This is a genomic window from Mycobacterium sp. IS-3022, assembly GCF_001500065.1.
In the GTDB taxonomy this organism is placed as follows: domain Bacteria; phylum Actinomycetota; class Actinomycetes; order Mycobacteriales; family Mycobacteriaceae; genus Mycobacterium.
The window spans coordinates 565,653-588,077 of sequence record NZ_LQIN01000001.1; the positions used below are offsets into that span (position 1 = coordinate 565,653).

Annotated in this window: 28 protein-coding genes, 2 pseudogenes and 1 riboswitch; of the genes and pseudogenes, 12 read left to right on the forward strand and 18 right to left on the reverse strand. The window is 68.4% G+C overall.

Going from position 1 to position 22,425, the window contains the following annotated elements; translation table 11 throughout:
- The first annotated feature begins 5 nt into the window (after window positions 1-5).
- Window positions 6-1,496: a class I adenylate-forming enzyme family protein gene (locus AU188_RS02785; protein WP_082686461.1), complete on the forward strand. Its 1,491-nt coding sequence runs from the start codon at window positions 6-8 to the stop codon at window positions 1,494-1,496.
- On the opposite strand, the gene AU188_RS02790 is transcribed toward AU188_RS02785, so the two are convergent.
- Genes AU188_RS02790 through AU188_RS02800 form a run of 3 tightly spaced genes read right to left on the reverse strand, consistent with a single transcriptional unit; the run spans window position 1,472 to window position 2,755 of the window.
- Window positions 1,472-2,068: a class I SAM-dependent methyltransferase gene (locus tag AU188_RS02790; RefSeq protein WP_059162134.1), complete on the reverse strand. Its 597-nt coding sequence runs from the start codon at window positions 2,066-2,068 to the stop codon at window positions 1,472-1,474. The two genes, AU188_RS02785 and AU188_RS02790, sit on opposite strands and share 25 nt — an antisense overlap.
- Before the next feature lie 4 nt (window positions 2,069-2,072).
- Window positions 2,073-2,498, reverse strand: a complete 426-nt coding sequence (locus AU188_RS02795; RefSeq protein ID WP_059162135.1) for a pyridoxamine 5'-phosphate oxidase family protein — start codon at window positions 2,496-2,498, stop codon at window positions 2,073-2,075.
- Between the two features lie 47 nt (window positions 2,499-2,545).
- The gene (locus AU188_RS02800; protein WP_156426543.1) at window positions 2,546-2,755 is read right to left on the reverse strand and encodes a hypothetical protein; all 210 of its coding nucleotides are present in this window, start codon (window positions 2,753-2,755) and stop codon (window positions 2,546-2,548) included.
- Window positions 2,756-3,088: 333 nt separating this feature from the next.
- On the opposite strand from AU188_RS02800, the gene AU188_RS02805 reads away from it, so the two are divergent.
- On the forward strand, window positions 3,089-4,081 hold the full coding sequence (locus AU188_RS02805; RefSeq protein ID WP_059162137.1) for an LLM class F420-dependent oxidoreductase: 993 nt from the start codon (window positions 3,089-3,091) through the stop codon (window positions 4,079-4,081).
- On the opposite strand, the gene AU188_RS24810 is transcribed toward AU188_RS02805, so the two are convergent.
- Entirely contained in the window at window positions 4,078-4,683 is a 606-nt protein-coding gene (locus AU188_RS24810) for a hypothetical protein (protein WP_082686440.1), read from the reverse strand. The genes AU188_RS02805 and AU188_RS24810 overlap by 4 nt on opposite strands.
- 196 nt (window positions 4,684-4,879) lie before the next feature.
- On the opposite strand from AU188_RS24810, the gene AU188_RS02810 reads away from it, so the two are divergent.
- The gene (locus AU188_RS02810) at window positions 4,880-5,224 is read left to right on the forward strand and encodes a cupin domain-containing protein (protein WP_059098466.1); all 345 of its coding nucleotides are present in this window, start codon (window positions 4,880-4,882) and stop codon (window positions 5,222-5,224) included.
- A 5-nt stretch (window positions 5,225-5,229) separates the two neighbouring features.
- Here AU188_RS02810 and AU188_RS02815 read toward each other — a convergent pair whose 3' ends face one another.
- Both AU188_RS02815 and AU188_RS02820 read right to left on the reverse strand, forming a co-directional pair.
- Window positions 5,230-6,879, reverse strand: coding sequence for a DNA repair helicase XPB (locus AU188_RS02815; RefSeq protein WP_059162138.1), 1,650 nt, complete (start codon window positions 6,877-6,879; stop codon window positions 5,230-5,232).
- A 116-nt stretch (window positions 6,880-6,995) separates the two neighbouring features.
- Window positions 6,996-9,254, reverse strand: a complete 2,259-nt coding sequence (locus tag AU188_RS02820; RefSeq protein WP_059162139.1) for a helicase-associated domain-containing protein — start codon at window positions 9,252-9,254, stop codon at window positions 6,996-6,998.
- 58 nt (window positions 9,255-9,312) lie between these two features.
- Here AU188_RS02820 and AU188_RS02825 point away from each other — a divergent pair, with 58 nt between their 5' ends.
- The 4 genes from AU188_RS02825 to AU188_RS02840 are packed head-to-tail and all read left to right on the forward strand — an operon-like array spanning window position 9,313 to window position 10,888.
- Entirely contained in the window at window positions 9,313-9,510 is a 198-nt protein-coding gene (locus AU188_RS02825; RefSeq protein WP_172799362.1) for a hypothetical protein, read from the forward strand.
- Window positions 9,511-9,561: 51 nt separating this feature from the next.
- The gene (gene moaC, locus AU188_RS02830; RefSeq protein WP_059162292.1) at window positions 9,562-9,987 is read left to right on the forward strand and encodes a cyclic pyranopterin monophosphate synthase MoaC; all 426 of its coding nucleotides are present in this window, start codon (window positions 9,562-9,564) and stop codon (window positions 9,985-9,987) included.
- Entirely contained in the window at window positions 9,987-10,463 is a 477-nt protein-coding gene (locus AU188_RS02835) for a MogA/MoaB family molybdenum cofactor biosynthesis protein (RefSeq protein WP_172799363.1), read from the forward strand. The genes moaC and AU188_RS02835 overlap by 1 nt, the downstream gene beginning before the upstream one ends.
- On the forward strand, window positions 10,460-10,888 hold the full coding sequence (locus AU188_RS02840) for a molybdenum cofactor biosynthesis protein MoaE (RefSeq protein ID WP_059162140.1): 429 nt from the start codon (window positions 10,460-10,462) through the stop codon (window positions 10,886-10,888). Before AU188_RS02835 ends, AU188_RS02840 begins: the two co-directional genes overlap by 4 nt.
- A 36-nt stretch (window positions 10,889-10,924) precedes the next feature.
- On the opposite strand, the pseudogene AU188_RS02845 reads toward AU188_RS02840, so the two are convergent.
- The 4 genes and pseudogenes from AU188_RS02845 to AU188_RS02860 form a co-directional block, all read right to left on the reverse strand.
- Window positions 10,925-11,446, reverse strand: a pseudogene (locus AU188_RS02845) (transglycosylase family protein); the annotation flags it as partial.
- A gap of 9 nt (window positions 11,447-11,455) precedes the next feature.
- Window positions 11,456-11,635: riboswitch (cyclic di-AMP (ydaO/yuaA leader) on the reverse strand.
- 250 nt (window positions 11,636-11,885) lie between these two features.
- The gene (locus AU188_RS02850) at window positions 11,886-12,152 is read right to left on the reverse strand and encodes a MoaD/ThiS family protein (protein ID WP_059162294.1); all 267 of its coding nucleotides are present in this window, start codon (window positions 12,150-12,152) and stop codon (window positions 11,886-11,888) included.
- Between the two features lie 12 nt (window positions 12,153-12,164).
- Window positions 12,165-13,211: a GTP 3',8-cyclase MoaA gene (gene moaA, locus AU188_RS02855; protein WP_059162141.1), complete on the reverse strand. Its 1,047-nt coding sequence runs from the start codon at window positions 13,209-13,211 to the stop codon at window positions 12,165-12,167.
- A complete protein-coding gene (locus AU188_RS02860) occupies window positions 13,208-13,612 on the reverse strand; it encodes a YccF domain-containing protein (RefSeq protein WP_059162142.1) in 405 nt (134 codons plus the stop codon). Before AU188_RS02860 ends, moaA begins: the two co-directional genes overlap by 4 nt.
- Before the next feature lie 166 nt (window positions 13,613-13,778).
- Between AU188_RS02860 and AU188_RS02865 the strand changes: the two genes are divergently transcribed.
- Window positions 13,779-14,189, forward strand: a complete 411-nt coding sequence (locus tag AU188_RS02865; protein WP_059162143.1) for a cold-shock protein — start codon at window positions 13,779-13,781, stop codon at window positions 14,187-14,189.
- An 85-nt stretch (window positions 14,190-14,274) separates the two neighbouring features.
- A complete protein-coding gene (locus tag AU188_RS02870; RefSeq protein WP_059162144.1) occupies window positions 14,275-15,288 on the forward strand; it encodes a glutathione S-transferase family protein in 1,014 nt (337 codons plus the stop codon).
- Between the two features lie 75 nt (window positions 15,289-15,363).
- Here AU188_RS02870 and AU188_RS02875 read toward each other — a convergent pair whose 3' ends face one another.
- Window positions 15,364-15,843: a DUF2771 domain-containing protein gene (locus AU188_RS02875; protein ID WP_059162145.1), complete on the reverse strand. Its 480-nt coding sequence runs from the start codon at window positions 15,841-15,843 to the stop codon at window positions 15,364-15,366.
- Entirely contained in the window at window positions 15,840-17,423 is a 1,584-nt protein-coding gene (locus tag AU188_RS02880) for an MFS transporter (RefSeq protein WP_172799382.1), read from the reverse strand. The genes AU188_RS02875 and AU188_RS02880 overlap by 4 nt, the downstream gene beginning before the upstream one ends.
- Before the next feature lie 184 nt (window positions 17,424-17,607).
- On the opposite strand from AU188_RS02880, the gene AU188_RS02885 reads away from it, so the two are divergent.
- The gene (locus AU188_RS02885) at window positions 17,608-18,405 is read left to right on the forward strand and encodes a DUF3027 domain-containing protein (RefSeq protein ID WP_059162147.1); all 798 of its coding nucleotides are present in this window, start codon (window positions 17,608-17,610) and stop codon (window positions 18,403-18,405) included.
- Here the strand turns inward: AU188_RS02885 and AU188_RS02890 are convergent.
- Window positions 18,402-18,854, reverse strand: a complete 453-nt coding sequence (locus AU188_RS02890; protein ID WP_059162148.1) for an SRPBCC family protein — start codon at window positions 18,852-18,854, stop codon at window positions 18,402-18,404. The genes AU188_RS02885 and AU188_RS02890 overlap by 4 nt on opposite strands.
- Before the next feature lie 20 nt (window positions 18,855-18,874).
- Entirely contained in the window at window positions 18,875-19,114 is a 240-nt protein-coding gene (locus AU188_RS02895) for a DUF2530 domain-containing protein (RefSeq protein WP_059162149.1), read from the reverse strand.
- 51 nt (window positions 19,115-19,165) lie between these two features.
- On the opposite strand from AU188_RS02895, the gene AU188_RS02900 reads away from it, so the two are divergent.
- Window positions 19,166-19,996 (forward strand): TrmH family RNA methyltransferase, encoded by an 831-nt coding sequence (locus AU188_RS02900; RefSeq protein ID WP_286137254.1) that lies wholly within the window; start codon window positions 19,166-19,168, stop codon window positions 19,994-19,996.
- Window positions 19,993-20,265 (forward strand): DUF2537 domain-containing protein, encoded by a 273-nt coding sequence (locus AU188_RS02905; RefSeq protein WP_059162151.1) that lies wholly within the window; start codon window positions 19,993-19,995, stop codon window positions 20,263-20,265. The genes AU188_RS02900 and AU188_RS02905 overlap by 4 nt, the downstream gene beginning before the upstream one ends.
- Before the next feature lie 55 nt (window positions 20,266-20,320).
- On the opposite strand, the pseudogene AU188_RS25195 reads toward AU188_RS02905, so the two are convergent.
- From AU188_RS25195 to AU188_RS02920, 4 genes and pseudogenes are all read right to left on the reverse strand, one after another.
- Window positions 20,321-20,480: pseudogene (locus AU188_RS25195) on the reverse strand (transposase); the annotation flags it as partial.
- Window positions 20,474-20,656: a hypothetical protein gene (locus AU188_RS02910; protein ID WP_059162152.1), complete on the reverse strand. Its 183-nt coding sequence runs from the start codon at window positions 20,654-20,656 to the stop codon at window positions 20,474-20,476. The gene AU188_RS02910 and the pseudogene AU188_RS25195, both read right to left, overlap by 7 nt.
- Window positions 20,657-20,692: 36 nt before the next feature.
- On the reverse strand, window positions 20,693-21,364 hold the full coding sequence (locus AU188_RS02915; protein ID WP_156426544.1) for a hypothetical protein: 672 nt from the start codon (window positions 21,362-21,364) through the stop codon (window positions 20,693-20,695).
- Window positions 21,365-21,698: 334 nt separating this feature from the next.
- The gene (locus tag AU188_RS02920) at window positions 21,699-22,397 is read right to left on the reverse strand and encodes a hypothetical protein (protein WP_059162154.1); all 699 of its coding nucleotides are present in this window, start codon (window positions 22,395-22,397) and stop codon (window positions 21,699-21,701) included.
- Window positions 22,398-22,425: the final 28 nt, after the last annotated feature.

A 22,425-nucleotide genomic window follows, 5' to 3' on the forward strand; every position in this document is an offset into this window, starting at 1 on the left:
CCACCGTGCCTCAGAGCTTCACCGAATCGTTCGCGGCGGGGCTGGCCGGCTACGGCGACAAGCCGTGCATCGAGTTCGAGGACCGCTGGTACACCGGCGACGAGGTGGCGGCGTACGGCGAGGCTATCGCCGAGGCGGTGCGGACTGCGGGAGTGGCCGACGACGCCCCCGTCGGGCTCGTGGTGCGCAACCGGCTACCCCACGCCGCGGCGATCATCGGGTTCCTCGCCGCCGGTCGCACGGTGTCGATGATCTACTCGTTTCAGTCGCCCGAGGCGATCGGCCGCGACGTCGAGACGCTGCGGCTGTCGGCCATCATCGCCGACGTCGACGACTGGACGGCACCCGTCGTCGACGCCGCGAGGCGAACGGGAAGCGCCGGCGTGGCGATCTCATCGCGATCGCCGACCGTCGCCGCGGTTCCGGGGCTGGAACATCGCGACCCGAGCCGCTCGCACGCGCACGCGGAACCTGGAGTGGCGCTGCAGATCCTGACCAGCGGAACGACCGGACCGCCGAAACGGCAGGCGATCAAGACGGCGGTGCTCGAACGCACGGTCTTCAGCGTCACCAGCGGCGAGGCCGCGGCCGACGACGCCCCGCCCGAGCTCGCGTACTGGCAGTTCGGCGGAATCGGTGTGTGCCAACTGATCGCGGGCATTTACAACGGCAGGCGGGTCGCGATGCTCGAGCGGTTCAGCGTCGAGGCCTACGTGGACGCGGTGAAGCGGCACCGAATCACGCGTTCGGGCGTTCAGCCGGCCGTCGTCAGGATGCTGCTGGACGCCAAGGTCGCCAAGGAGGACCTTGCGTCGCTGACTTTTCTGATCAGCGCCTCGGGCCCGCTGGATCCGGAGACCCGCGACGAGTTCGAGGCGAGATACGGCATTCCGATCATGCTGGCTTATGGCGCAACGGAATTCGCGGGCTCGCTGTGCGCGTGGACGCCGGAGATGGCGCGCGAATTCGGTTCGGCCAAGCGCAACAGCGTCGGTAGGGCACTGCCCGATGTCCAGTTGCGTGTCGTCGACCCCGACACCGGCGCCCAGCTCCCCATCGGAGAGCAGGGTCTGCTGGAAGCCAAGGTCGCTGCGATCGGACCGGACTGGATCCGCACCACCGACATCGCCTCAATCGACGCCGACGGTTTCGTCACGCTACACGGCAGGGCCGACGGCGCCATCAACCGCGGCGGGTTCAAGATACTGCCGGAAACCGTTAGGCGCGTTCTCATTTCGCATCCCCGCGTGCGGGATGCCTGCGTTGTCGGGGTGCCCGACGCGCGTCTGGGCGAAGTACCGTTCGCGGCGATCGAGGTGACGCCCGGGTCCCCGGTACCGTCCGAGGACGAGTTGGCCGAGCTGGTCCGCTCGACCCTGCCGGTGTACAACGTGCCGGTGGATTTCGCGGTCGTCGACGAACTGCCGCGCAACCCGGCGCTGAAGGTGAGCCTGCCGGCCGTCGCGTCGCTCTACGAACCGCGCGCGAACAGGTAGTGGCGGGGCGCGTGCCCGCCGTCGTGAGCGACTTCCGGTTCGTCCCCGGTCGACAGCAGGGACCAGCCCGTTGCGAAGCGCCGTTGCACCTCGGCCGGCTCGATGCCCGGCACTCCGAACCGTTCGCCGGGAACGAATTCGACGAGGAGTAGTCGGGCGTCGGGTGCGGCCACCGCGGTGACCTCGCGGACGTAGGCGTCGCGATCGTCGGCGCTCATTCCGTGCAGGCAGCCGCTGTCGACGATGAGGTCGAAGTCAGAGCCGACGCCTTCGGCGGACAACCAGGTCGCGTCGGCTTGTGTGAACGTCACGTCGACCTTCGCCGCGGCGGCCTTGGCTCTCGCCGTGTTCACTGCCTTGGCGACGTAGTCGACGCCGGTGACGCGCCAGCCGTGCCGGGCCAGGTAGATCGAAGTGTCGCCGGTGCCGCAGCCGAGATCGAGCGCGGTGCCCGCGGGCAGCGCGTCGACGCCTTCGACGAGCTTTCGCAGGCTCTCGGGCAGGGGGTGGCCATCCCACGGCGTGAACCCCAGCCGGTAGAAGACCTTGAACAGCAGCTGCCGTGACGACATCGGCTCAGAAGGAACCGAGATCTGATGACAGCCAATGCTGCGGCTTCATGAAGATCACCACGCTGTCGCCGTGCTCGCGGCGCGCGTACTCGAGGTAGTCGTCGACTTTCTCGGGCGGCAGATAACGTCTGGCGACCTCGACGAGGTGCTCGTCGGTGCCCGGCTCGATCCGACTGACGGGGCCGTCGACCGCGACGTAGCGCACCGTCGGTTCGATCCGCTCGACCATCAGCGTGAATTCGCCTTGGGTCTCGATGAGCCGGTGCTTGCGCGAGCCGTCGCCGGTGAGGACCCACGGCTCACCGCCGGGGTTGTATTGGTACCAGACGGGCACGGTCAGCGGACCGCGCTTGTCGCCAGCACTCACCGACAGCGCGGCGACATGAGGTTCGGCCAGGAATTGTTCGCGTTCGTCCTTCGACAGGGCCATGGCGTCAGGCTAGCCGTGGCCTCTGACATGATCCGGCGGAGCGAGCGTCAGCAACCGACCCGGGAGAAGAACGCGAGCGTGACGATGCCGATTGCGATCGCGACGGGCGTCTGACCCATCGCCGCGGTGCTCACGATGCCGGCGACGGCGGCGATGGCGATGAGCGCCAGCAAAAGCGCGTAGAACCAGCGGACCCCGATGGCGCCGCTGTGACGCGCGGGGTGAGACTCCATCCGGGTGATCCGATCACGGGCCACGGCCGCCTCCTCATTGTGGCTCAGGTCACACACAGCTTGGTCTGTGAGCCACACCATACAACAGAAACCGCCGGTCAGCGAACCGGCGCGGGCTTTTTCGCCTGTGCAGCCCCGCCGCAGCGGGCTGAGGCGGGGCCCTGGGTGGCGCTGTCGGTGCATGCCCCGACAACTCCCCGCTGCATGGTGATCATGTGAAGCGCAGCTAAGTGCTTTGCGCGGCAGGCGGCGCGGCGCGAGCACGCCAGGCGCCGGAAACGATGGCGGGCCGACACCACTCGGACGCGCCTCGCGCCCTACTGACCCGGCGTCGCCGGTGGCTTACAGTCGGGAGCCATGCGCTTCGGACTGTTCATCCCGCAGGGCTGGCGACTCGATCTGATCGGCATCCCACCCGAGGGGCAGTGGAAGGTGATGCACGACCTCGCCGCCTACGCCGACGGCAGCGACGCCTGGGATTCGCTGTGGGTCTACGACCACTTCCACACCGTGCCGGTCCCCACCTCCGAGGCCACCCACGAGGCGTGGACGCTGATGGCGGCGTACGCGGCGACGACGTCACGGATCAAACTCGGCCAGATGTGTACGGCGATGAGCTACCGCAACCCGGTCTACCTGGCCAAGGTCGCCGCCAACGTAGACGTCATCTCGGGTGGTCGGGTCCAGATGGGCATCGGCGCCGGCTGGTACGAACACGAATGGCGCGCTTACGGTTACGGGTTCCCGTCCGCCGGCGTGCGGCTGGCCCGCCTCGACGAGGGAGTGCGGATCATGCGCGACGCCTGGCGTGCCGGAAAGGTCAGCTTCGACGGAAAGCACTACCAGGTCGCCGGGGCGATAGTCGAGCCGAAGCCGTTGCAGGAAGGCGGGATTCCGATGTGGATCGCCGGCGGCGGCGAGAAGGTGACGCTGCGCATCGCCGCCAGGCACGCCCAGTACACCAACTTCACCTCCGAACCCGGAGGGTTCGCGCACAAGTCGCAGGTGCTGGCCGACCACTGCCGCGAGGTCGGCACCGACTACAACGCGATCGTGCGCTCGGCCAACTTCAACGCGGTGATCGGCGAGTCGGAGGCCGACGTCAAAGACCGGGTGGGGAGGGTGCGCGCGCGGCAGGTCGCCAAGGCCGACGAATCAGCGGTGGACGCGATGTTGAGTACCGTCTCTGCACCCGAATCCGCAAGCGGCACACCGGAACAGGTCGTCGAGAAGCTGGAGAAGATGCGGCAACTGGGCTGCGAGTACGCCATCCTCTACTTCCCGGAAGCCGCGTACGACCGGTCCGGAATCGAACTCTTCGAACGACAGGTGATCCCCGCGCTGAGCTAGGGCCTCGGCGGAACCGGACCCGGGGTCGGGCCCGGTGCGGCGGGAGCGTCGTAGTAACCGGGCGGCGGTGGGCCGTCCAAGGAGTGATACCCGGGCGGCAGCGGGGGACCGCCTCCTGCCGGTGGCGCCACCGGTGGGCCGTTGGACTCCGGGGCCGTTATCGAGGTGTATCCGGGCGGCAGCTGCGGCGCCGGCCCGGCCCCGGGCGGAGGCGGGGCCCCCGCGGGCGTCTGCCCGGGCGGCATCCCGGTGAACCCGAACGGGTCCTGAGCCTGATGCCAGGCGTCCCTGAGGAAGCCCAGCGGACCAGGCCTCGAGCCCTGACCGTACTGGGGGTTCGGGATCTCCGGCACCGGCGGAGCGCCGACGGGTGGCGGCGCGGGTGGTGGATCGGCCGCGGCCGCGGGGGCGGCATAGGGCTGCCCCGGCGCCGGCGGTGCGTCGGCAACGGCGGGCGCGGGCGTCGGGAGCGGCGGGACCCCGGGATCCGCGCCGGCGGGACCGGCCGCGGCGAGTGCTGCGAGACCCGCAGCGACGCCGGCAAGCGCGGTCCGGGCCGCCTTGACGGATGAGAGGGCATCAGCGCGCCCGCGTCTGGTCATGGGTAACGAGGCTAGCGGCTCACCGCGGAAGGCGCGCAGGTACGAGCGATGACGTATCGCGGCCCGACACCTCATCGGTGCCCGCGACCACTAGGATTGTTTTCTTGCCATACCGCGATCGAACAGCCCTCGATTGAGACGATCCATGGCCCACACGCGGGTGGGCGTGCTCGGCCGTCTCGGAAGGAAGCTTGCGATGAACAAGACCTCCCTGACCGCACTGGCGCGTGAGCAACTCGAAACCGCCCGCGCCGCGCGAAGCGGGCGTAGCGCACACACCGTCTACGGCGGCCACGAGCACTCGCTGCGTCAGACGCTGATCGCCTTGACCGGTGGCTCCAAGCTCGACGACCACGAGACGAACGGGGAGGCCACCCTTCATGTGCTGCACGGCCGGGTGCGGCTGACCCACGAGTCGGCGAACTGGGAGGGCTCGGCGGGCGACCACATCGTAGTGCCGAAGTCGCGGCACGGACTGCAGGCGATCGAGGACTCGGCCGTGCTACTGACCGTATCGAATCCCGTTGGGCCACATATCTAGCGCCGCTAGATCGCCGGGCCGAGCAGGTCGTCGGCGTCCTTGATGACGTAGCCGTAGCCCTGCTCGGCAAGGAACCGCTGACGGTGAGCGGCGTACTCGGCGTCGAGGCTGTCGCGCGAGACCACCGAGTAGAACATCGCGCCGCCGCCACTGGCCTTGGGCCGCAGCAGCCGGCCCAACCGCTGAGCCTCCTCCTGCCGGGAACCGAAGGTGCCCGAAACCTGCACCGCCACAGACGCTTCCGGCAGATCAATGGAGAAGTTGGCGACCTTGGACACCACCAGCGTCGGGATCTCGCCCCGGCGGAATGAATCGAACAGCGCTTCGCGCTCGGCGGTCTTCGTCGAGCCCTGGATGATGGGCGCGTCGAGTTCGGCTCCGAGTTCTTCGAGTTGGTCGAGGTAGGCGCCGATCACCAGCGTCGGCTCACCCTTGTGCTTGTCGAGGATCGATTTGACCACCGCGATCTTGGTGTGCACCGTCGAGCACAGCTTGTACCGCTCGTCGGGCTCGGCTGTCGCGTAGAGCATCCGCTCGTTGTCGGTCATCGTCACGCGCACCTCGACGCACTCCGCGGGCGCGATCCAGCCTTGGGCCTCGATGTCCTTCCAGGGTGCGTCGTACCGCTTCGGCCCGATCAACGAGAACACGTCGCCTTCGCGGCCGTCCTCGCGGATCAGGGTCGCGGTCAAGCCGAGTCGGCGGCGCGACTGCAGGTCGGCGGTCATCCGGAACACCGGGGCGGGCAACAGGTGCACCTCGTCGTAGATGATCAGCCCCCAGTCCCGGCTGTCGAACAACTCCAAGTGGCGGTACTCGCCCTTGGTGCGACGCGTGATCACCTGATAGGTGGCGATCGTGACGGGGCGGATCTCCTTGCGCTCACCGGAGTACTCGCCGATCTCGTTCTCGGTCAACGACGTTCGGTTGATCAGCTCACGCTTCCACTGCCGGCCCGCGACGGTGTTGGTCACCAGTATCAGGGTCGTCGCCGAGGCCTTCGCCATCGCGGCCGCACCGACGAGCGTCTTGCCCGCACCGCACGGCAGTACGACGACCCCCGATCCGCCCTCCCAGAACGACTCGGTGGCCATCTGCTGGTAGTCGCGCAGATGCCAGCCGTCCTGCGCGAGGCTGATCGGGTGCTTCTCCCCGTCGACGTAGCCGGCCAGATCCTCTGCGGGCCAACCGATCTTGAGCAGCATCTGCTTGACGCGGCCGCGCTCGCTGTTGTGCACCATGACGGTGTCGTCGTCGATACGCGCACCGAGCATCGGCGCGATCTTCTTGTTGCGCAGCACCTCCTCCAGCACCGCGCGGTCCAAGCTGACCAGGGTCAGGCCGTGTACCGGGCTCTTCACCAGCTGCAGGCGCCCGTAACGGGCCATGGTGTCGACGATGTCGACCAGCAGCGGCTGCGGCACCGCGTAGCGGGAGAACGTCACCAACGCGTCGACGACCTGCTCGGCGTCGTGTCCCGCCGCGCGGGCGTTCCACAGCGCCAGCGGCGTGATGCGGTAGGTGTGGACGTGCTCGGGCGCGCGTTCCAGTTCGGCGAACGGGGCGATCGCGGCACGCGCCGCGCCGGCCTGCTCATGGTCGACTTCGAGCAGCACCGTCTTGTCGGACTGCACGATCAGTGGGCCGTCGGTCATTCTGTCCATTATCCAGAGCGCGCGGACATTCATTTCCCGCGAGCGACCGCAGACTGCACGGCGGATGCGGCGTGTCGGCGGACAAACACGGTCGCTCGCGCAGAAGGGGGGAGAGCTCAGTCGTCGTCGGCGGTGACCACCGAAGTGATCCGGTGGATCGCGAAGTCACGCACCCGCCCCGACGCCGGGTCGTAGGCGGTCAACTGGCCTCCGCGCACGTTGATCGGCGCGACGACACGCTGCGTCGCCACCCCTGCGGGGTCGACGTAGCCGATCACGACGGAAGCCTGCATGTGCGCGGCCTCCTGCAACTGGGTGATCGCCACGGCGGGGTCCAGTCGCATCCCGCCGGTCGGGGCGGACGCCACCTTGCGCAGCACCGCGACGATCGCGGCCAGCGTCTGGCTGGTCGGGGTCGGCGGGAGTCGGTAGGTGCGCCGACGTCCGGGCGGGGCGGGCACCCGCGCGCCGCGCGCCCGGATGTCGACGATGGTGCCGGTCGAGTCCTCGGCTGCCGGGGCGAAGCCGGCCTGCCGCAGCGCGGCGAGCACCTCGGAGATCGGCGCCTGGGACACCGCGACGGTCGGCGCGAGCAGGCGCATCTCGAGGCCTTCGGCCGCCGGCGCGGACACCGCCTGCGCGAGCAGTGCTGCGTCCTCGCACCGCACGAACGATGCTGCCATCCCGACGCGAAGCTGGCCGTGCCTGCGCGCAACGTCGTCGATGAGATACGTCAGTCCTTGCGGCACAGGTGTTTTGGAGTGTCGAGCGAACAGGGCGTGCAGCTCACCGGCGGTTCGCCCGGTGTCGAGCGCCCGCCGGATCGACGCCTCGCTGATGCGGTACACCATCGCTGCGCCTGCGGACTCCACGCTCGCCACCGCGGCCAGTTCTTCGGCCAGGTCGCGTTGCAGCGGTCCCGGCACGATCACCGTCAGGTCGGCCTGGAGCAGGAAGTGGTCGATCGGCGCGGGCAGGATCCGCTCCATCTCCTTGACCACGTCATCGCCGGCGGCGTCGGCGAGCAGCGCCCGGGCCGGGGTGGCGATCGCGCCGCGGCCCACCAGGCCCAGCGCGTGTGCCTCCGTCAGCAGGTCGGCGACCGGCGCCGGTTGCAGCCGTGCCCCCCAGCGCGGCCTGCGCCAGATCATCGCGCGCGACGCCTCCGTCGCGTCGACGCCTGCGCCCGCCGGAAGGCTCGCGAGCATTTCGAGCAACAGCCTGCGGTCCAGCGGCGCGGCGGTCGAGAACAACGAATCCGACAGCGCGGCATAGGGTTTGTTGTCAGGTCCGCGGCTGCCGATCAGACTCGGCCGACCGGGCAGTTCCAGCCACGCCGTGGCCATCAGATGCCACTTGACCGCGGTCGGCGATTCGACGAACCGGTCGGCAGACACCGTCGGCGCCCAGGAGGGCCCGTCGCCGGCTTCTGGTTCGGGCTCGGGCATGCCCGCCGAAATCAAACCCGCGGCCGCGGTCACCGTGAGAATCAGCCCCAGCCTGCGCTCCTCGATGCCGGTCATCTTGGTCAGCCGCTTGACGTCGCGCACTCCGAGCCCGCCGCTGCGAAGCTCGGGAACCGGTGTGGCGCCGAGTGTTTCGAGAACAACCTCGACTTCACGCAGCAGATCCAGCGCAGCGCCCGCGGCCACCGCGTCGGCGTCGGCCGCCGTCGTCGTCACCACCACCGGGTCGGGTTCGGTCCACTGCACCGGGCCGGGCAGTTCACCGCGCAGCACCTGGCCGACCAGTCGCGGCAGAATCACCGTTTCCGCGTCCACCTGGCGCAGCAGCCCGGCCGCCAACAGGCGCTGCACCGGACGGTCGGGCGGTGTGCCGGGGGCGGCATCGCGGGTGCGGCCCACCGGCGAGCCCTCCAGCAACTTGCGCAGCAAATCGGACTGCGCCTCGTCGAGCGTTTCGAGCCGCGCCGCGATCTCCTCCGGCGTTGCCGCGGTGTCCTCGACCGTCGCCTGCCCCGGATACCACGGCAGCCCCGCGGCGGCTTCGGCCGCCACCCGCACCGTCGTGTCGCCCCATACCAGCGCACGGTCGCGCAGATCGTCGACGGCCCCGGCGACGGCCGCCTCATCGGCACGGTCGCCGATCAACTCCAAAAGTTTGGTCAGCGGGACGGCGGTCGTGTCGGCGTGCAGCACCAGCAGCGCGTCGAGCACGGCGAGCGCCAGGAAGTCGAGGTCATCGGTGGCGGCCTTGACCGACTGACGGGCCTGGGCGCGGGCCGCCAGAGCAGCGATCGTCCCGGGTGGCGGTTGGGTCAGGTCGGGCCGCAACTCCAGCAGCCGGATGAGCCGCTCGTCGGGAAGATCAGCCAACCAGGCGCCCAGAGGCACGCCAGGAGCGTTCTCGGTCATTGCTGACCAGGGTAAAGCAGTACGGCCGTTCGCCACCGGCCGAGGCATTTGCCACAATGTGGGCGTGGCAGACAACAAGGGGAAGAAGCGATACGTCGACCCGGGCTGGCCCTCGGTCGACGGTGAAGACGATCACGCGGTCAGTGAACTGGCCACCGACCGCACCGGCGCGCTGTCGCCCTTCGGCGAACTTACCTTTCCGCTGCCATCGGACGACCTGCCGTACGTGCACCCGGTGACGGTCGTCAACAAGTAGGTGTCCGAGCGGGCCCGCCTCTCGCACGTCGACGAGTCCGGCGCAGCGCACATGGTCGACGTCACCGCCAAGGGCGTCACCAAGCGCACGGCCGTCGCGGCGGGCACATTGCACACCACCGCCGACGTCGTGGCGATGATCGCCACGAGTGGGCTGCCCAAGGGCGACGCGCTGGCCACCGCACGGATCGCGGGCATCCAGGCCGCCAAGCGCACCAGCGACCTCATCCCGCTGTGCCATCAGCTGGCGCTGACGGGCGTCGACGTCGACTTCGAGATCGGCACCGAGGCGGTGCAAATCACCGCGACCGTGCGCAGCACCGAGCGCACCGGCGTCGAGATGGAGGCGCTGACCACGGTCAGCGTGGCCGCGCTGACTCTCTACGACATGATCAAGGCCGTCGACCCCGCCGCCCGCATCGACGACGTCCGGGTGCTGCGCAAAGAGGGCGGCAAGACGGGAACGTGGGAACGCTGATGCGTTCGGGTCGCGTCGTCATCGCCTCCACACGCGCCGCTGCCGGGGTGTACGAGGACCGCTGCGGGCCCATCGTCGTGGATTGGCTCACCGGCCGTGACATCGCCACTGCGGCGCCCGTCGTCGTACCGGACGGTGACGCGGTCGCCGATGCGATCTCGGCCGCCGTCGGCGAAGGTGTCGACGTGGTGATCACCTCCGGCGGCACGGGCATCTCGCCGACCGACCGCACCGCCGAAGCCACCGCGGAGATCGTCGACTATCAGATTCCCGGGTTGGCCGACGCGATCCGCCGCGCCGGCGAGGACAAGGTGCCGACGTCGGTGCTGTCACGCGGGGTATGCGGGGTCAAGGGTCGCACGCTGATCGTGAACCTGCCCGGCTCGCCCGGCGGGGTCAAGGACGGCTTGGGTGTGCTGGCCGGGGTCCTCGAGCACGCGCTGGATCAACTCGGCGGAAAGGACCACTCGCGATGACGGCCGTCGTGGTGCGCGCCGACCTGTCCGGGCAGCCGATCGAACCCGTCGAGCACGAGGCGCTGGTCGCAAACGCCTCCGCAGGAGCTGTGGTCAGCTTCGCCGGTGTGGTGCGCGACCACGACGGCGGCCGCTCGGTGATCCGGCTGGAGTATTCGGCGCATCCCTCGGCGGCGCAGACCCTGGCCGAGGTGGCCGCGGAAGTCGCCGCCGAGGCGACGGGCGTGCGGGCCGTCGCTGTCAGCCATCGCATCGGAGTTCTCGAGATCGGTGACGCTGCGCTGGTGGCCGCGGTGGCGGCCGACCATCGCGCGGCGGCCTTCGAGACCTGCGCTCGCCTGGTCGACGTCGTCAAGGAACGGCTACCGGTGTGGAAGCACCAGTTCTTCGCCGACGGCTCCGACGAGTGGGTGAACTCCGCCTAGCGGTTCTTGCCCGCGACGCGCGTAATCAGACCGTCGGGGCGGGCGCGGGAGCCGGGGCGGCACCGGCGCGGCCAACGCGTCGAAGGGCGCGGGCGCAGGCGGCGGTGGCGGAGCGAACGGATTGACCGGCGGGGGCGGGGGCGGCAGCACGTTCTGCACCGCTTCCACCGCGTCGTCGACGACGTTGCGCGGCGTTGCGCCCGACAGCGGACCACCGCATGAGGGCCAGGCACCCTTGCCCTGGCTGGCGAGCACCCGTTCGGCGACCGCGATCTGCTCTTCCTTGGTGGCCAGATGCGCTGCGGGTGCATACTCTCCGCCGCCGTGGCCGCTCCAGGTGCTCGGCGAGAACTGAAGGCCGCCCTGATAACCGTTGCCGGTGTTGATGGCCCAGTTGCCGCCCGACTCGCAGCTGGCGACCTGGTCCCATTCGCCGTCGGTGGCGGCGTTGGCCTGCCCGGCCAGGACGAGGCTTCCGGTTCCGAGAACTGCGCCGGTGAAGGCGACTTTCGCGACGCTTACAGCTGATGCAGTGGGCTTGCGATGCCGTCCACTCATAGGTGCGTTCGGTCCTCTCTTCGGCGCCTACGAGGTCAGCTGTCGGGTTCGGGCTGGAGAGGTATGCCCGGCCGTGTCGCACTACGCGATCCGGCTTCACCCCAAGGAGCCGATGGCTCCAGGTCCGTTTTGACTCGGCGGACCGGTGGGTCCCCCGCCTCCATCCAAGTTGTTCGTCGGTATCCCGTGCACCAACGGATGGAGCTCGGCGCGGTTGGGCACGGCGGGCCGGACGGTTTGAGGTCGACCGGCTTGGGACTGAACCGTAACGGCTCGCTGTGGTCGCGTCACCTTTTGCCGGTAACGGCGTTTCCGACGCCGGCAAATTCTAAAAATCCTCTAAATCCCCAGCAGTTTCCGGCGTTTACGCAGGTCCAAGACCAGCTCCACCGCGCCGTAGCCAGGCTGTGACCATTCCGTTATGTGACAGAAATCACGGCTAACCGCCCGCGAAAGGGGGAAGAACATCGACCGTCTGAGCGTCGCTCAGCGCCGCGCTGTCATCGCGGACGGCGATGCCGTCGCACAGAAAAGAGCAGCGTTTCAACACTTTCGCGAGATTCTCGTCGCGCTCGCCCAATAGGACGACCAGTTCGGCGAGCGTCGTTCCCGGCCGAAGCCGAACCGTCTCCTCATCGTTACCGGCCGCCGCCCGAGCGGCCGCGAAGTAGCGAACCGTCACCGCGATGGTGGCCGTCGTCGTCATCTCACCCACGAGTCATCCGCCGATCGCGCTCATCGGACGGTCGGGCTGCACGAAGTCGGGGTCGTTGATGCCGTGGCCGGCCGCCTTTGCCCACATCGCCGTGCGCCACGCGGCTTCGACGGCGTCGTCGCCCGCCCCGGCGCGCATCAGCTGGCGCAGATCGGTCTCCTGCCGGGCGAACAGGCAGTTGCGGACCTGGCCGTCGGCGGTGAGCCGGGTGCGGTCGCAGGCGGCGCAGAACGCGTGCGAGACCGAGGCGATGATGCCGACCACGCCGCCGCCGTCGACCCGCCACAACTCGGCCGGTGCAGAACCGCGCGGAGCGCTGTCGGGGGTGAGGCGGAAATGCTGCTGCAGCGTGGCGAGCACATCGTCGGCGCCGATCGCCTTGCCGCGCTGCCACTCGTGGCCGGCGTCCAGCGGCATCTGCTCGATGATGCGCAGCTGGTAGCCGTGGTCGAGACAGAACCGCAGCAGCGCGACCGCATCATCGAGGCCGGTGACCGGGTCGAGCACTGCGTTGACCTTCACCGGGTCGAGGCCCGCGGCCTTCGCCGCCCGCAGGCCGGCGAGCACATCGTCGAGTCGGTCGCGCCGGGTGATGGCCGCGAAACGCACGGCGTCGACGGTGTCCAGTGAGACGTTGATGCGGTCGAGTCCGGCCCGCTTCAGCCGATCAGCGCGGGTGGCGAGGCCGATCCCGTTGGTGGTCAACGTGATCTCCGGCCGCGGCCGCAGCGCAGCCGTCGCGGCGATGACGTCCTCGAGATGGCGGGCCACCAGCGGCTCCCCGCCGGTGAAGCGCACGCTGGTGATGCCGAGCCGCGTCACGGCGATGCGCAGCAGGCGCGTCAGCTCGTCGGGCCGCAGCAGGCGCTCCGCCGGCAGCCAGTCCAGGCCGTCGGCGGGCATGCAATAGGTACAGCGCAGGTTGCAGCGGTCGGTCAGCGACACCCGCAGATCCGTGGCGATGCGGCCGAAGGTGTCGATGAGCGGACCGTCGGCCGGAGCCGGGGTGGCCGGTCCGACGGTGGGCAGCCCGAGTCCGACGACGGTCATGCGAAGGCCCGCTCCGGGTTGGTCACCGAGTCGACCGGCACGATCTCCTTGCCCAGCGGCATCAGCGATACCGGGATGAGCTTGAGGTTGGCCAGCGCGAGCGGGATGCCGATGATCGTGATCGCCATCGCCACGGCGGTGATGACATGGCCGATCGCCAGCCAGATGCCGAACAGGATGATCCAGATGATGTTGCCGATGAGCGCCCCGGGCCGCGGACCGGGTTTGTCGACGACGGTGTTGCCGAACGGCCAGAGTGCGAAGACCGCGATGCGCAGAGCCGCGAACCCGAACGGGATCGTGATGATCAGCACGAAGCAGATCAGCGCTGCCAGCAGGTAGCCCAACGCCAGCCACAGGCCGCCGAAGATCAGCCAGATGACATTCAGGATCAATCGCATAGCGGGCGCTTCTTCTCCTTCAGCGGTGGCTCCAGCCTACCGATAAGGGGGTGCTGACGAGGTTGAGGTCAGAGTAGGATCGCAACACGCGTCCCGGCGCATTCGGGGCGCTTTCGTGTGTTTCCTATGTTTCCAACGTTGACGCCAAGACAAGCGGGTGAGACCAGTGCCGACCGGCAGGGTGAAGTGGTACGACGCCGAGAAGGGCTTCGGCTTTCTGTCGCAGGAGGACGGTGAGGACGTCTACGTCCGGTCCTCGGCGCTGCCCACTGGTGTCGAGACGCTCAAGGCCGGCCAGCGCGTCGAGTTCGGCATCGCCGCGGGGCGTCGCGGGCCGCAGGCGTTGACATTGAAGGTCATCGATCCGCCGCCCAGCCTGTCGCGTACGCGTCGGGAGGCGGCGGCCGCCGAACGCAAGCACTCGCCCGACGAGTTGCACGGCATGATCGAGGACATGATCACGCTGCTCGAGAGCGCGGTGCAGCCGGAGCTGCGGAAGGGCCGCTATCCGGACCGCAAAGTCGCCCGCCGGGTGTCTGAGGTGGTGCGGGCGGTCGCGCGCGAGCTCGAGTCCTAGCCATTTCGCGGCGAGTGTCGGGTTGATCGACACCTGACGTCGAATTGCGTGCGTCAACCCGACACTCGGCGGGCATGCTGACTGCATGGCATATGTCGCCGACAAGTCCGACTCAGGTGGCGAGTTCAACCGCGACACCAAGTACATCTCCACGCGCATCACGGCAGACGGCCGCGACGGCTACCCCGTCGAGCCCGGCCGGTATCGGCTCGTCGTGGCGCGGGCCTGCCCGTGGGCCAACCGCACGATCATCGTCCGCAGGCTGCTCGGTCTGGAAGACGCGCTGTCCATTGGCTTTTGCGGGCCTACCCATGACGAGGACAGCTGGACGTTCGACCTCGATCCAGACGGCGTCGACCCGGTGCTGGGAATTCCCCGGCTCAAGGACGCCTACCTGAAGCGCTTCCCCGACTACGACAAGGGCATCACGGTGCCCGCGATCGTCGACGTGCCGACCGGCGAGGTCGTCACCAACGACTTCCCGCAGATCACGCTGGACTTCTCCACCGAATGGACGAAGTATCACCGCGACGGTGCGCCCGACCTGTATCCCGAGCGGCTGCGCGACGAGATAGACGAGGTGGCGCAGCGGGTCTACACAGAAGTCAACAACGGCGTGTACCGATGCGGGTTCGCCGGGTCGCAGGACGCCTACAGCAAGGCCTACGACCGGTTGTTCGCCGCGCTCGACTGGCTCGAGGAGCGACTCCACGACCAGCGCTACCTCGTCGGCGACACGATCACCGAAGCCGACGTGCGGTTGTTCACTACGTTGGCCCGTTTCGACCCCGTCTACCACGGCCACTTCAAGACCAACCGCTCCAAGCTCGCCGAGATGCCGGTGCTGTGGGCGTATGCCCGCGACCTGTTCCAGACGCCCGGATTCGGCGACACCATCGACTTCGTCCAGATCAAGCAGCACTACTACCTCGTGCATACCGACATCAACCCGACGCAGGTCGTGCCGAAGGGTCCGGAGCTGTCCAACTGGCTCACGGCGCACGGTCGGGACACGTTGGGCGGCAGGCCTTTCGGCGATGGAACGCCGCCAGGGCCGCCGCGCGAGGGCGAGCGGGTTCCGCAGGAGCACTCGGCCTGACCGGTCACAATGTCGCGCTGTCAGCGCCGTCGCGGCTATATATCCATGGCGACGCTCTCAGACCGACATTGTGAACTAGGACCACACCGTTCGCACCGACCACTCGGCGTGCGGGGCGGGCACCTCTTCACCGTCGACGCGGATCAGCGTCGGCAGGAGCACGGCGAAACCGGTGAGTTTGCCGCGTCGCGGATCGACGGTGGGGATCGTCACCGCCAACCGCGTCTCGGGCCGGAACTCCTCGATGACGTCGCCACCCTCGTACTGCCGCAACAGCACCCACGGCGCCCGCGCGATCGCCGGTGGCACCGACAACTGCACGGCATCGCGTTCGGTGACCGGTAGTTCGCCCTGCTCTGCGAAAACCTCGCACTTCGTCGGGTTGAGCACCTCGCAGTATCGGTAGGGGCCGACGCGGACCAGGTGTCCGTGCGAAAAAGCGCTGATCTCAGGGTATTTCGGTGAGTCGTGATCGCTGAGCCGCCAGATGAGCACACCCGTACCCACCGACGCGAGAACTACCACCGCCACGAGCGCGGCGAGCATGCGTTTCACTCGTGCGCCACCGCCGCGGTGTCCGGGCGGCTGCCCTCGGGTTCGGCGAGCACCGGCCGGTTACCGCCCAGGCCCGGGATCAACGATTCGCCGCGGTAGCTGACCACGGTCTGCGCCAGGCCGAGAATCAACACCGACGTGATCGCGGTGAAGCCCACCCACAGTTCGGTATAGACCAGCACGCCGACGGCTCCGCCCGCCACCCAGGCCAACTGCAGCACCGACTCCGAACGGCCGAAGGCCGACGCGCGCGACTCCTCGGGCAGGTCGTCCTGCAGCGACGCATCCAGCGACGCCTTGCCTATCGCGCTCGCCCCCGAGGTGAGCAGGGTGGCGATCGCCGCGACCAGCAGTTCGCCGGTCAGCGCGGCGGCCAGGGCGGCCAGCGTGACGACGACCGTGCAGCGCACCACGACCTGCGCCGGACGGCCGAGCTTCAGCCGCGCGCTGGTGAAGTTGCCCGCGAAGTTGCCGATGGCCGCGGCCGCGCCGATCAAGCCCAGTATGCGCAGCTGCTCCCAGCCGCTGGCGTCGTGTGACTTGGCCACGAAGGCCGGATAGAGGAACAGGAAACCGACCATCACCTTGATGGTGCAGTTGCCCCACAGCGCCGTGATGGTGTTGCGGCCCAACGGCTGCCGCGCCGGCTTCGTCGGCGGCTGCTCGAGGCGGCGCCGGAGTTCGCCGGTGCGACCGTGGTAGCTCAGCGTTGCGGGAACCTCACCCTCGGTGACCTCGACCCACTTCGGGATCCGCATCGCCAGCACCGCACCGGCCACCGACACCGCGACGATCACGTACAGCGCACCGGGCAGCTGGACAAGCTGTAACAGGTACTCCGCACCCGCGGCGACCGCGCCGCCGACCATCGTGCCGCCGAGCAGTCCGAAGGTCGTCAACCGCGAGTTCACCCGCACCAGGTCGATGCTCGGCGGCAGCACGCGCGGTGTCACCGCGCTGCGCAAGACACTGAATGACTTGGACAGCACCATCATTCCCAGCGCACAGGGGTAGAGCACCCACGACGGGAAGTTGCCGGTGGCGCTGTCGTAGTTGGCGATCAACACCACGGCCAGCACCGTGCGTAGCGCGAACGAGGTGGCCAGCGCGACGCGGCGGCCATGCTGCAGCCGGTCCAGCGCGGGTCCGATCAACGGCGCGATGACGGCGAACGGCGCAATGGTGATCAACAGGTACAGCGCGACTCTGCTCTTGCTTTCGCCGGAGGCCGCGGCGAAGAACAGCGTGTTGGCCAGCGCGACGGCCATCGCAGCGTCGACGGCGAAGTTCGCGACCACCGGCCACGTCAGCGCGGTCAGCCCGGACTTGTCGGCGCCGTCGGCGGTGGCGGCCCGGTGCACCAGGCCATACATCTTGGAGCCCATCTCGCGGCTGCGTTGCGCGGCCACCCTTGTGACGGTGACCCTTTCGCCCGCTGCGCTGCCCACGTTGTGCGGCGGAGGCTGGGAACTGAACTCGCGGGTCGGCTCGTCGAGCGGCGGTAGCCAGCGGTTGGCGCTGGGGGTCGGCCCACTCCGGCGGGGACGACGGTAGCTGCCGTCGCTCGGGTAGTTCGCCATCCCGGGATGCTCGGCATCCTCGGGCGGGCGCGGAGGGTAATAGCGGGGGTCGCGCCGGCCCGGGGAGTCTCGTGGGTCACGACGCGGTCCGGTCACGAGGACGATTCTCCACCATCGAAGCGGCCACGGGTGTGCAGCCAACCGGTGTGGCTACCGGTTCGCCGGTCAGGCACTATTGAGGACGATGGACAGCGTGACCGAATCCGCCGAGCACGGCGCCGACGCTTCCGACGAGAACGCCGCCGGGCGTCCGGACCTGGAGGCCGTACTCCTGGGCGCCGTCGACGATGCGCGCTCGGCGATCGTCGAGTTCAGCGGCGAGGACACCGTCGGTGAGTACCTGGGGGCGAGCTTCGACGACCCGACCGCGGCCACCCACCGGTTCCTCGCTGTCATGCCGGGCTACCGCGGCTGGCAGTGGGCCGTCGTCGTCGCGGCCTGGCCGGGCGCCGACCACGCCACGATCAGCGAGGTCGTGCTGGTACCCGGACCGACGGCGTTGCTGGCGCCCAGGTGGGTGCCCTGGCAGGACCGCGTCCGGCCGGGCGATCTGGGCCCGGGTGACCTCCTGGCTCCGTCCGCAGACGACCCCCGTCTGGTTCCCGGCTACATGGCCACCGGCGATCCGGAGGTCGACGAGGTCGCCGCCGAAGTGGGTCTGGGCCGTCGTCAGGTGCTCAGCCCGTGGGGCCGGATGGACGCGGCGCAACGTTGGCACGACGGGGATTACGGGCCGGGTTCGCCGATGGCGCGTTCGACTCGGCGCGTGTGCCGCGACTGCGGGTTCTATCTGCCGCTCACCGGGTCGCTGGGCACGATGTTCGGCGTCTGCGCGAACGAGTTCTCCGCCGACGGTCACGTGGTCGATGCCGAATACGGGTGCGGTGCACACTCGGACACGCCGCAACCGGCCGGTGGCGGCTCTCCGCTGTACGACCCGTACGACGACGGCGTGCTCGATCTGACCGAGCCGGCCGACTAGCGCTCGGCCGCGGCCTTGATCCGCGCGAGCGACTCGTTCATGCCCTCGACGAGCTCACGCTCGAAGCTGGGCACACCGCCCATCAACGCGTTGACCGTCATGTTGGAGATCGGTTTCACACCGTTTTCGGCGTGCCGCGTTTCCACCAACCGGGTGCCGGTCTCGGTGGGTTCGAGCTCGTAGCTCCACACCGTGCCGTTCTGATTCACCCGAAACGCGAGCTTCTTCTCGGGAATCAACTCGGTGATCTGGCTTGTGGTGGGCCACACCAGGAACTTTCGCCGATTGAGATTGACCGTCTTCGCCCCGGGCCGCAGCGGACCGAAGGTTTTCATCATTCGGCATTGCGGGCTCCAGCGCGGCATGTTCTTGAGGTCGGAGACCAGTTCCCAGACCTTCGCCACCGGGGCGTTGATCGTGGTTTCGGCCTGCAACAGCGGTGCTGCCATCGCATTCTCCTGTCTTGTCGTCACCTGAGTCCGCTCTGTGCCCCGCGCGACCCGTGCCGCACGGCGCGACGTTGCCACAACCAGATCGCCGTGCCAAGGGCGCCGACGCCCAGGCCGGCCACCGTGTAGGGCCGCCACTCGTGTAGACCGTTCACCGTGAACGCCAGGATCGCAGCGACGACCCAACCGGCCGCGATCGCGACGATGACCGGCAGTGGCCGCAACAGGATGTCGGGCAGCGGGGGCGGATGCGGGGTCATCGCTATGAAACCTAGCCGATCGCGGTCGGCTCTTCGGTCAGACGGCCCGGATTGCGGGCGTCGGTGAGCGTCAACGTAATCGACGTCGCCGATCCGTCCGACCCACGGCTGGACGACTTCCGCGACCTCAACAGCGTCGACCGCAGACCCGACCTGCCCACCGGCAAGGGTCTGGTGATCGCCGAGGGCGTGCTGGTGGTCCAGCGCATGCTGGCGTCGCGGTTTCGGCCCCGCGCGATGATGGGCACCGACCGCCGCCTGCAGGAACTTGCGGCGGACCTGGCCGGCGTCTCGGCGCCCTATTACCGCGTGGAGGCCGACGTGATGGCCGAGGTGGTCGGCTTTCACCTCAACCGCGGCGTGCTGGCCTCGGCGTCGCGACCGCGCGAACTGTCGATCGCCGAGGTGCTGGACGGCGCCCGCACCGTCGCGGTCCTCGAAGGCGTCAACGACCACGAGAACCTGGGCTCGATCTTCCGCAACGCGGCCGGCCTCGGCGTCGACGCGGTCCTATTCGGCACCGGATGTGCCGATCCGCTGTACCGGCGCGCCGTGCGGGTGTCGATGGGCCACGCGCTGCTGGTGCCCTATGCGTGGGCGCAGTCGTGGCCGGCTGACCTTGAGGTGTTGCGCGACAACGGCTTTCGATTGCTGGCGATGACGCCTGCGCCGGCGGCGCGCACGCTGGCCGACACCATGTCGGCCGTCGTCGACGACAAGGTGGCGATCCTGGTCGGCGCCGAAGGGCCGGGACTGACCGAGCGCACAATGCGGGCCGCGGATCTGCGGGTGCGCATCCCGATGTCGCGGGGCACCGACTCGCTCAACGTCGCAACCGCCGCAGCGCTGGCGTTCTACGAGCGGATTAGATTGACGCCATGACCGACGACTCGACGCCATGGGCGATGGGGTTGACGGTGGCGGCGTTCGTCGCCGCGGTCACCGCGGCCGCGATCGTGGTGCTCAGTATCGGGTTGTTACGGGTGCATTCGTTGTTGGCGCTCGGGCTGAACCTGGTCGCGGTCGGCGGGCTTGCCCCGACGGTGTGGGGGTGGCGCAATCGGCCGGTGTGGCGGTGGTTCGTGCTGGGGTCCGGTGTCGGTGTGGCGATCGCGTGGGTCGTCGTTCTCACCATCGCCCTGGGCCGGTGACCTTACCACTGCCGAATCCCTGCCGAGCAGACCCAAAATACCCATGTTTGTGGCTCTACTGACTGATCCGCGGGTGTTTGGTTCGGCCTGGCAGGGCGGGGCGGTGGCCACCTCGGGCGAGCATGGCCAAGACGATGAGCGCCTCTGGGGAGCGGAATCCGAACGCGATCCGGGGTCAGCAGGCGAATCTTGGCGTTAGTGGATTCGATCAGTCCTTGCCGATGCGACTCCAGGTAAGCCCGTAACGGTACGGGGGGCCGGCAGCAACGTCGATGCCGGGTTCGGCGGACCCCAGCGGAACCGCAAGCCGTCGAGCGCTCTTGGCCAGTTCGCCAACGGTGGTCCAGTCGGCGCCCGCGTCGTCGCCTCCACTACACCCCGTCATGGCCATCACGGCGCAGTGCACAGACGCACGAACGACCTGCGGTCATGCGGTGTTGCCCGGCCAGCCGGGAACCGCTGGCTCGGCGCTTGGTGCGGAGTCGAGTTGGCTGGTGTAGAAGGCTCGACGTTGTGCGGCGTCATGGGGCATCCGTTCCAAGCACTGCTGCCTGAGCCGTAGGTACCGCTCATCGGGCCCAGAATGGCGAGCATCCGGCCCAACTGTCGGTCCCCATGATGTGTAGGGGTTGGCGCCGGTGATGTGCCATGGGCCGAACACGTCGCCCAGAGGTGCCGGGTTGGGTCCTTTTTGAGGGACGGTAACGATCGGCGGCGCATCTGGATCCGGTGGTGTGGGGTGGTCGGTGAACTCGACCCGCCACACTTTGACCGCGTTGTCGTCCTGGGTGGGAGTGTTGTCCTTCAGTGTGTAGATCGGCTGGTAGGTGCCGGGGTTGTCGCCGTCGCGGAAGGTTCCGTATAGGCCATCACACACGTAGGCCCGATAGCCGCCATCGATTTCCTTGATCTCGAGGATGTGGAAGTACTCGGTGCCATAGAACCGCATGGGCTGCTTGAAAGCCAACGAAGAGTCGGTGGCTGGCTGGATGAACCACAACTCGAACGGCAGATCCGAGGTTGATTCGCCGATCGGCTTACTCACCCGGGGCACGGCTCGTTCGAATCCCGGATACACATTGTCTGCATCGAAGGTCATGTCACCAATCCGATGAGACTCAAGATAGGCGCGCAACGGCACGGCCGGACCCGACAACAGATCGATACCGGTTTCGGCTGACCACCGAAATCGGAGCCCGTCAAGCGGCTTTGGCCAGTTAGCAAACGCTGGTTCGGGTTGCGACGGGGGTCCGTCGCCACCGTGGCATCCCACCAACCCGAGCGTCAGTAGCAGCGCAACACACCATCGCCCAACGGATTTGGTGGTCATTTCCAAGGCTCGGCAGGTGGTTTGGGTAGCGCGTCGCGGCTGCCATGACGTCCCGTCATCGCCACCGCGAACGCAGTGCACAGACGCACGAACGACCTCGCGGTCATGCGGTGTTGCCCGGCCAGCCCGGCACCGCGGGCTCGGCTGGAGGTGGAGTGTCGAGTTGACTGGTGTAGAAGGCTTGGCGCTGGGCAGCCTCGTGCGGCATTCGATCTAGGCACTGCTGTCTCAGGTCCTGGTACCTCGGGTCAAGTTCGGCTCTCGGCCCCCATGATGTGTTGGGACTGGCACCGGTGATGCGCCATGGGCCGAACACGTCTCCCAGGGGCGCGGGGTTGGGTCCCTTTTGAGGGGCGGTGACGGTCGGCGGCGCATTCGGGTCCGATGCTGTCGGGCGATCGGTGAACTCGATCCGCCAGACTCGGATTGCGGCATTATCGAGGTCGGGATCGGGGTACTTCTCCGTCGGGGCGAAGACAGGCACGTAGGTATCCGGACTGTCACCTTGGCGGAACACCTTGTACTGACCGTCGCAAACGTAGGCGCGGTAACCGGTCTCGATCCGGGTGAGTTCGAGGATGTGGAAGTACTCGTTACCGTAGAACGGCATAGGCTGGATGAAGGCGAACTCGGCGTCGGTGGCCGGTTGGATGTACCACAATTCGAACGGCAAGTTCGAGGTTGATTTGTCGATCGGTTTGCCCATTTCGGGGACAGCGCGTTTGAACCCCGGGTACACGTTGTCGGCGTCGAAGGTCATGTCCCCGATCCGATGCGACTCCAGATAGGCGCGCAACGGCACAGCTGCACCCGAAAGGAGGTCGATGCTA

Excerpts from the sequence above, each read along its gene's own strand:
- AU188_RS02790 (WP_059162134.1), bottom strand. The coding sequence starts at position 2,068 with ATGTCGTCACGGCAGCTGCTGTTCAAGGTCTTCTACCGGCTGGGGTTC.
- AU188_RS02795 (WP_059162135.1), bottom strand. The coding sequence starts at position 2,498 with ATGGCCCTGTCGAAGGACGAACGCGAACAATTCCTGGCCGAACCTCAT.
- AU188_RS02805 (WP_059162137.1), top strand. The coding sequence starts at position 3,089 with ATGCGCTTCGGACTGTTCATCCCGCAGGGCTGGCGACTCGATCTGATC.
- AU188_RS24810 (WP_082686440.1), bottom strand. The coding sequence starts at position 4,683 with ATGACCAGACGCGGGCGCGCTGATGCCCTCTCATCCGTCAAGGCGGCC.
- AU188_RS02810 (WP_059098466.1), top strand. The coding sequence starts at position 4,880 with ATGAACAAGACCTCCCTGACCGCACTGGCGCGTGAGCAACTCGAAACC.
- AU188_RS02815 (WP_059162138.1), bottom strand. The coding sequence starts at position 6,879 with ATGACCGACGGCCCACTGATCGTGCAGTCCGACAAGACGGTGCTGCTC.
- AU188_RS02820 (WP_059162139.1), bottom strand. The coding sequence starts at position 9,254 with ATGACCGAGAACGCTCCTGGCGTGCCTCTGGGCGCCTGGTTGGCTGAT.
- moaC (WP_059162292.1), top strand. The coding sequence starts at position 9,562 with ATGGTCGACGTCACCGCCAAGGGCGTCACCAAGCGCACGGCCGTCGCG.
- AU188_RS02835 (WP_172799363.1), top strand. The coding sequence starts at position 9,987 with ATGCGTTCGGGTCGCGTCGTCATCGCCTCCACACGCGCCGCTGCCGGG.
- AU188_RS02840 (WP_059162140.1), top strand. The coding sequence starts at position 10,460 with ATGACGGCCGTCGTGGTGCGCGCCGACCTGTCCGGGCAGCCGATCGAA.
- AU188_RS02850 (WP_059162294.1), bottom strand. The coding sequence starts at position 12,152 with ATGACGACGACGGCCACCATCGCGGTGACGGTTCGCTACTTCGCGGCC.
- moaA (WP_059162141.1), bottom strand. The coding sequence starts at position 13,211 with ATGACCGTCGTCGGACTCGGGCTGCCCACCGTCGGACCGGCCACCCCG.
- AU188_RS02860 (WP_059162142.1), bottom strand. The coding sequence starts at position 13,612 with ATGCGATTGATCCTGAATGTCATCTGGCTGATCTTCGGCGGCCTGTGG.
- AU188_RS02870 (WP_059162144.1), top strand. The coding sequence starts at position 14,275 with ATGGCATATGTCGCCGACAAGTCCGACTCAGGTGGCGAGTTCAACCGC.
- AU188_RS02880 (WP_172799382.1), bottom strand. The coding sequence starts at position 17,423 with ATGGCGAACTACCCGAGCGACGGCAGCTACCGTCGTCCCCGCCGGAGT.
- AU188_RS02885 (WP_059162147.1), top strand. The coding sequence starts at position 17,608 with ATGGACAGCGTGACCGAATCCGCCGAGCACGGCGCCGACGCTTCCGAC.
- AU188_RS02890 (WP_059162148.1), bottom strand. The coding sequence starts at position 18,854 with ATGGCAGCACCGCTGTTGCAGGCCGAAACCACGATCAACGCCCCGGTG.
- AU188_RS02895 (WP_059162149.1), bottom strand. The coding sequence starts at position 19,114 with ATGACCCCGCATCCGCCCCCGCTGCCCGACATCCTGTTGCGGCCACTG.
- AU188_RS02905 (WP_059162151.1), top strand. The coding sequence starts at position 19,993 with ATGACCGACGACTCGACGCCATGGGCGATGGGGTTGACGGTGGCGGCG.
- AU188_RS02910 (WP_059162152.1), bottom strand. The coding sequence starts at position 20,656 with ATGGCCATGACGGGGTGTAGTGGAGGCGACGACGCGGGCGCCGACTGG.
- AU188_RS02915 (WP_156426544.1), bottom strand. The coding sequence starts at position 21,364 with ATGACCTTCGATGCAGACAATGTGTATCCGGGATTCGAACGAGCCGTG.